Source organism: Klebsiella sp. 1SOBk10mer (genome assembly GCF_046602535.1).
In the GTDB taxonomy this organism is placed as follows: Bacteria; Pseudomonadota; Gammaproteobacteria; order Enterobacterales; family Enterobacteriaceae; genus Klebsiella; species Klebsiella quasipneumoniae.
The window spans coordinates 1-6,241 of record NZ_JBKIUP010000034.1 but is presented as its reverse complement, the minus strand read 5'-3'; the positions used below and the strand labels follow the sequence as shown (position 1 = coordinate 6,241).

Below are 6,241 nucleotides of genomic sequence, written 5' to 3'. Positions count from 1 at the left end.
GCCAGTTGGTGATTTTGAACTTTTGCTTTGCCACGGAACGGTCTGCGTTGTCGGGAAGATGCGTGATCTGATCCTTCAACTCAGCAAAAGTTCGATTTATTCAACAAAGCCTTTTTTTATATACGATCTGACGAATTCAGCAGAAGGAAACTCATCATTCGTGACGAAATAAAAATTAGTTTCCCCATTAATATAGAAATGAGTGTTTACTCACAGAAAGAAAATCAGGAGTAATTATTCTGAAGACAGATAATACAGAAGTCGTACAGCGCATTTAACTCACTTCTCAGGAGGTTAATCACTCTCTATTTGTGGACAACCGACATGTCTTAAGGCTCTGGAATAACGTGTTGATATTTCGATGCGTAGCATGCAGCGGAATATTACCGGATCAATAAAGCAGGAAGAGGCGTTTTAATTCTTTCCGCAGGATGATAGTAGGGTGACTGCCATGTCTGATTATAATGAAAAAAGTGCGATCTCCGCACTTCTCGCAGGTCATTGTTCCGATCCATTTTCCGTGCTTGGCATGCACTCAACCGATGCGGGTCTGGAAGTGCGCGCATTATTACCCGATGCCACCGATGTATGGGTGATTGAACCGAAAACCGGGCGCAAAGTCGGTAAACTCGAATGCCTCGACACACGCGGGTTCTTTAGCGGCGTTCTGCCGCGCCGGAAAAATCCTTTTCGTTACCAGCTGGCCGTCACCTGGCACGGTCAGCAAAACCTGATTGACGACCCCTATCGCTTTGGCCCGCTGCTGCAGGAGCTTGATGCCTGGCTGCTCGCTGAAGGGACTCATCTGCGGCCCTACGAGACGCTGGGAGCCCATGCCGACACCATGGACGGCGTCACCGGGACGCGTTTTTCCGTCTGGGCGCCGAACGCCCGTCGTGTGTCGGTGGTCGGACAGTTCAACTACTGGGACGGCCGCCGCCACCCGATGCGTCTGCGCAAAGAGTCCGGCATCTGGGAGCTGTTTGTCCCCGGCGCGCATAACGGCCAGCTGTATAAGTTCGAGCTGATTGACGCCCACGGCCACCTGCGGGTGAAATCCGACCCGTATGCCTTTGAGGCACAGATGCGCCCGGAAAGCGCGTCGCTTATCTGCGGCATGCCGGAAAAGGTCGAACAGCCACAGTCCCGTCAGCAGGCCAACCAGTTTGATGCACCGATTTCGATTTATGAAGTGCACCTTGGCTCGTGGCGCCGCCACGCCGATAACCATTTCTGGCTCAGCTACCGCGAGCTGGCGGACCAGCTGGTGCCTTACGCGAAGTGGATGGGCTTCACCCATCTGGAGCTGCTGCCGGTAAACGAACATCCGTTCGACGGCAGCTGGGGCTATCAGCCCACCGGGCTGTACGCGCCGACCCGCCGTTTTGGTACCCGTGAAGACTTCCGCTACTTCCTGAATGCTGCCCATGCCGCGGGTCTGAACGTGATCCTCGACTGGGTGCCGGGCCACTTCCCGTCGGATGACTTTGCGCTGGCATCGTTCGACGGCACCGCGTTGTATGAACACAGCGACCCGCGAGAAGGTTATCACCAGGACTGGAATACGCTGATCTACAACTACGGTCGCCGTGAAGTCAGCAACTTTCTGGTCGGGAACGCGCTGTACTGGATTGAACGCTTCGGGATCGACGCCCTGCGCGTGGATGCGGTTGCGTCAATGATCTACCGCGACTACAGCCGCAAAGAGGGGGAGTGGGTGCCCAATGAGTACGGCGGCCGGGAAAACCTCGAAGCGATTGAATTTCTGCGCAATACCAACCGTGTGCTCGGTGAGCAGACGCCGGGAGCGGTCACGATGGCGGAGGAGTCCACCGACTTCGCCGGGGTTACACGACCGTCTTCGACGGGCGGTCTTGGCTTCTGGTTCAAATGGAACCTCGGCTGGATGCATGACACCCTCGACTATATGCAGCTCGATCCCATCTATCGTCGTTATCATCACGACAAGATGACCTTCGGGATGCTCTACAACTACACCGAAAACTTCGTGTTGCCGCTGTCACACGATGAAGTGGTTCACGGCAAAAAATCGATTCTTGACCGGATGCCTGGCGATGCCTGGCAGAAGTTCGCCAACCTGCGCGCCTACTACGGCTGGCTGTTTGCCTTCCCCGGTAAAAAGCTGCTGTTTATGGGCAACGAGTTTGCCCAGGGGCGGGAGTGGAACCACGACGCCAGCCTCGACTGGCATCTGCTGGAAGGGGGCGACAACTGGCATCACGGGGTGCAGCGTCTGGTGCGCGATCTGAACCATACCTATCGCCACCATAAGGCACTGCACGAACTGGATTTTGACCCCTACGGCTTTGAATGGCTTGTTGTGGATGACCATGAACGGTCGGTGTTTATCTTTGTCCGTCGCGATAAAGCCGGGAACGAGATAATCGTGGCGAGCAACTTCACGCCAGTACCGCGTCACGGCTATCGCTTCGGGATTAACCAGCCGGGGCGCTGGCGTGAAGAGCTGAACACCGACTCGATGCACTACCACGGGAGCAACACCGGCAACGGCGGCTGCGTGGCAAGCGAGGCGATCGCCAGCCACGGTCGGGAGCATTCGCTGTCGGTGACTCTGCCGCCGCTGGCGACAATCTGGCTGGTACGGGAATCTGCAGGGCAATAAAACGCGCAGCTGATTTATTGCAGCTGACTTATTACCGGAGGTGATCACTTCTGAATTATTTTGCAGAAGAGTGAGGCTTTTTCTTCATTATTTTCTTTTATGGCTTTTATTTAATAGCAGGACATTATTATGAGTAAACTTGAATATACTGACAACTTAATGCTGTCGCGCCAGTTACCGCTTAAATCCGTGGCCCTGATCCTCGCCGGCGGACGTGGCACACGATTAAAAGACCTGACCACTATTCGCGCAAAACCTGCGGTGCATTTCGGCGGTAAATTCAGAATTATTGATTTTGCTTTATCGAATTGTATTAACTCCGGAATAAGACGTATCGGGGTCATTACACAATATCAGTCCCATTCACTGGTGCAGCATATTCAACGCGGCTGGGCATTCTTTAACGAAGAAATGAATGAGTTCGTGGATTTATTACCGGCGCAGCAGCGGGTGCATGGTGAGAACTGGTATCGGGGGACGGCGGATGCCGTGACCCAGAATCTGGATATTATCCGCCGCTATGATGCGGAATATGTCGTTATTCTGGCCGGGGACCATATCTATAAACAAGATTATTCGCGGATGCTGCTCGATCACGTTGAAAAAGGGGCGCGCTGTACCGTGGCCTGCCTGCCGGTCCCGGTTGAAGAGGCAAGCGCTTTTGGCGTCATGGCCGTGGATGAGAATGACAAAATCATTGAATTTGTTGAAAAACCGGCTAATCCGCCCACCATTCCTGGCGATGAAACCCGCTCGCTTGCCAGTATGGGCATTTATGTGTTTGATGCGGAATATCTCTACCAGCTGCTGGAAGACGACGATCGGGATGAACACTCCACCCATGATTTTGGCAAAGATATTATTCCCAGGATAACGGCGGCAGGTGAAGCGTATGCGCATCCGTTCCCGCGCTCCTGCGTTCAGTCGGATAATAATGCCGAGCCATACTGGCGCGATGTCGGAACCCTGGAGGCGTACTGGAAAGCGAATCTGGATTTAGCCTCAGTAGTGCCAGAGCTGGACGTTTATGACCGTAACTGGCCTATCCGTACCTATGTCGAATCGCTGCCCAGCGCCAAATTTGTTCAGGACCGTTCCGGCAGTCATGGCATGACCATGAATTCTCTGGTCTCCGGCGGCTGTATTATTTCTGGCTCGGTGGTGGTGCAGTCGGTTCTATTTTCCAGAGTTCGGATTAACTCGTTCTGTAATATTGATTCGTCGGTTTTATTACCGGGCGTCTGGGTCGGTCGCTCCTGCAGGATAAGACGCTGCGTGATCGACCGGGGATGCGTTATTCCGGAGGGGACGGTGATTGGCGAAAATGCCGTTGAGGATGCGCGACGCTTTTATCGTTCGGAAGAAGGCATCGTTCTGGTTACCAAAGAAATGCTGGACAAACTTGAGGTATGAGCCCATTTGCGGAAAAAGCGTGTCCGGCGGCAGAGAAAATATTGCCCTGTCGCGGGTCGTCTCTGTGGCTGAATAATAAGGAGCATACATGCAAGTTTTACATGTAGGAGCAGAGATGTTCCCGCTGTTAAAAACGGGCGGACTGGCCGACGTCACCGGCGCGCTCCCGGCGGCGCAAATTGCCGAGGGGCTGGATACCCGCGTGCTGCTGCCTGGGTTTCCGGCGATCCGCAACGGGGTTCAGGATCCGCAGGTGGTGGCCAGCAGGGAGACATTCGCCGGGCGGATGACGCTGCTGTTTGGCCATTTTAACGGTGTGGGCATCTATCTGATTGATGCCCCGCATCTCTATGACCGGACGGGTAATCCTTATCATAACCAGCAGATGCAGGATTATCCTGATAACGTCCTGCGTTTCGCGTTGCTGAGCTGGGTCGGGGCCGAGCTTGCCGGTGGTCTTGACCCGTTCTGGCGTCCTGAAATCGTCCACGCCCATGACTGGCACGCGGGTCTCACCCCGGCTTATCTGGCCACCCGCGGCAACCCGGCCAAATCGGTGTTTACGGTGCACAACATTGCCTATCAGGGGTTGTTTCAGGCCCGGCATATGGCGGAGATCGCGTTACCGTGGTCGTTCTTCCAGATGCACGGGGTGGAGTTTAATGGGCAAATCTCCTTCCTTAAGGCGGGTCTCTATTTCGCTGACCATATCACCACCGTCAGCCCGACATATGCCCGTGAAATTACCGAACCACAGTACGCGTTTGGTCTGGAAGAGCTGCTGCGGCAACGTCAGCGGGAAGGGCGACTGTCGGGGATCCTGAACGGGGTTGACAAAAATATCTGGGATCCGCGCCGCGATCCGCTGCTGGCAGCGCCTTACGACCAGAATTCACTGGCGGAGAAAGCGAAGAACAAGCAGCAGCTGCAGACGTCGCTGGGGCTGAAGGCGGACGATCGGGCGCTGCTGTTCACCGTTGTGAGCCGGCTGACCAGCCAGAAGGGGCTGGATCTTCTGTTTGGCGCGCTGCCGGGAATTATATCTAAGGGAGGGCAGCTGGCGCTGCTGGGATCCGGGGACCCGGATTTGCAGGCCCGTTTTCTGACCGCCGAGGCGCAATACCCCGGGCAGGTGAGTATCCGGATCGGCTACGACGAGGCGCTGTCGCATCAGATGATTGGCGGCGCCGACGTCATCCTGGTGCCCAGCCGTTTTGAACCCTGCGGTCTGACCCAGCTTTATGGTCTGCGCTACGGCACATTACCGCTGGTTCGCCGTACCGGCGGACTGGCGGATACCGTCGCCGACTGTTCGCTCGAAAACCTTGTTGACGGGCTCGCGACCGGATTTGTGTTTACCGACAGCGAGACGGAATCGTTATTACATGCTATCCACCGGGCCAGTGTCCTGTGGTCGCGTCCCTCGCTGTGGCGTTACGTGCAGCGGCAGGCGATGAGCATGGATTTTAGCTGGCAAAGTGCCGCAAAGTCTTTCCACCTGTTGTATCAGCGTATTATTTAATTGCTACGGATAAGAAAAATGGAACCACGCATAAGTTATATTTCACCCAGGCTGAATGAAGAAGCGCTGCAGCATGCTATCGCTTATAACCTCATGTTTATTCTCGGTAAAGACCCTTCACTTGCCAATAAGCATGAATGGCTCAATGCTACGCTGTTCGCCGTGCGCGATCGGCTGGTTGAGCGCTGGTTGCGGGCGCATCGGGCGCGGATCTCGCAGCAGGCGCGCCAGGTATATTATCTGTCGATGGAGTTTCTCATCGGCCGTACCCTCTCGAATGCCTTACTGTCGCTGGGCATCTATGAGGATGTGAAAACAGCGCTGGCCGGGATGGGTCTGGATCTGGAAGAGCTGATTGACGAAGAGAATGACCCGGGCCTGGGCAACGGCGGTCTCGGTCGTCTGGCAGCCTGTTTTCTCGACTCCCTGGCCACGCTGGGGCTGCCAGGACGCGGTTACGGCATCCGCTACGACTACGGCATGTTCAAGCAAAACATCATCGACGGCCGGCAGATGGAGTCACCGGACTACTGGCTGGAGTACGGTAACCCGGTAATGACTCCAATTTACTGATAGTGTTTTATGTTCAGATAGTGCCCGATGACTTTGTCATGCAGCTCCACCGATTTTGAGAACGACAGGGACTTCCTGCCCAGCCTTGC

Annotated in this window: 5 protein-coding genes and 1 pseudogene; 4 read left to right on the top strand and 2 right to left on the bottom strand. The window is 55.1% G+C overall.

The window, feature by feature from the left end:
- Positions 1–79, bottom strand: a 79-nt coding sequence (locus ACLH1I_RS26205; protein WP_223602338.1) for a hypothetical protein, incomplete at its 3' end; no start/stop codon positions are given.
- 372 nt (positions 80–451) lie between these two features.
- Between ACLH1I_RS26205 and glgB the strand changes: the two genes are divergently transcribed.
- The 4 genes and pseudogenes from glgB to ACLH1I_RS26185 all read left to right on the top strand — a co-directional run.
- Positions 452–2,644, top strand: a complete 2,193-nt coding sequence (gene glgB / locus ACLH1I_RS26200) for a 1,4-alpha-glucan branching enzyme (protein WP_004099052.1) — start codon at positions 452–454, stop codon at positions 2,642–2,644.
- 129 nt (positions 2,645–2,773) lie between these two features.
- A complete protein-coding gene (gene glgC, locus ACLH1I_RS26195; protein ID WP_004099051.1) occupies positions 2,774–4,057 on the top strand; it encodes a glucose-1-phosphate adenylyltransferase in 1,284 nt (427 codons plus the stop codon).
- A gap of 88 nt (positions 4,058–4,145) precedes the next feature.
- Positions 4,146–5,579 (top strand): glycogen synthase GlgA, encoded by a 1,434-nt coding sequence (gene glgA / locus ACLH1I_RS26190; protein ID WP_009653212.1) that lies wholly within the window; start codon positions 4,146–4,148, stop codon positions 5,577–5,579.
- 18 nt (positions 5,580–5,597) lie between these two features.
- Positions 5,598–6,131 (top strand): annotated as a pseudogene (locus ACLH1I_RS26185) (glycogen/starch/alpha-glucan phosphorylase); the annotation flags it as partial.
- 14 nt (positions 6,132–6,145) lie between these two features.
- Here the strand turns inward: ACLH1I_RS26185 and ACLH1I_RS26180 are convergent.
- On the bottom strand, positions 6,146–6,241 hold a 96-nt coding region (locus ACLH1I_RS26180), incomplete at its 5' end, for an IS1 family transposase (RefSeq protein WP_000851394.1).

Excerpts from the sequence above, each read along its gene's own strand:
- glgB (WP_004099052.1), top strand. The coding sequence starts at position 452 with ATGTCTGATTATAATGAAAAAAGTGCGATCTCCGCACTTCTCGCAGGT.
- glgA (WP_009653212.1), top strand. The coding sequence starts at position 4,146 with ATGCAAGTTTTACATGTAGGAGCAGAGATGTTCCCGCTGTTAAAAACG.
- glgC (WP_004099051.1), top strand. The coding sequence starts at position 2,774 with ATGAGTAAACTTGAATATACTGACAACTTAATGCTGTCGCGCCAGTTA.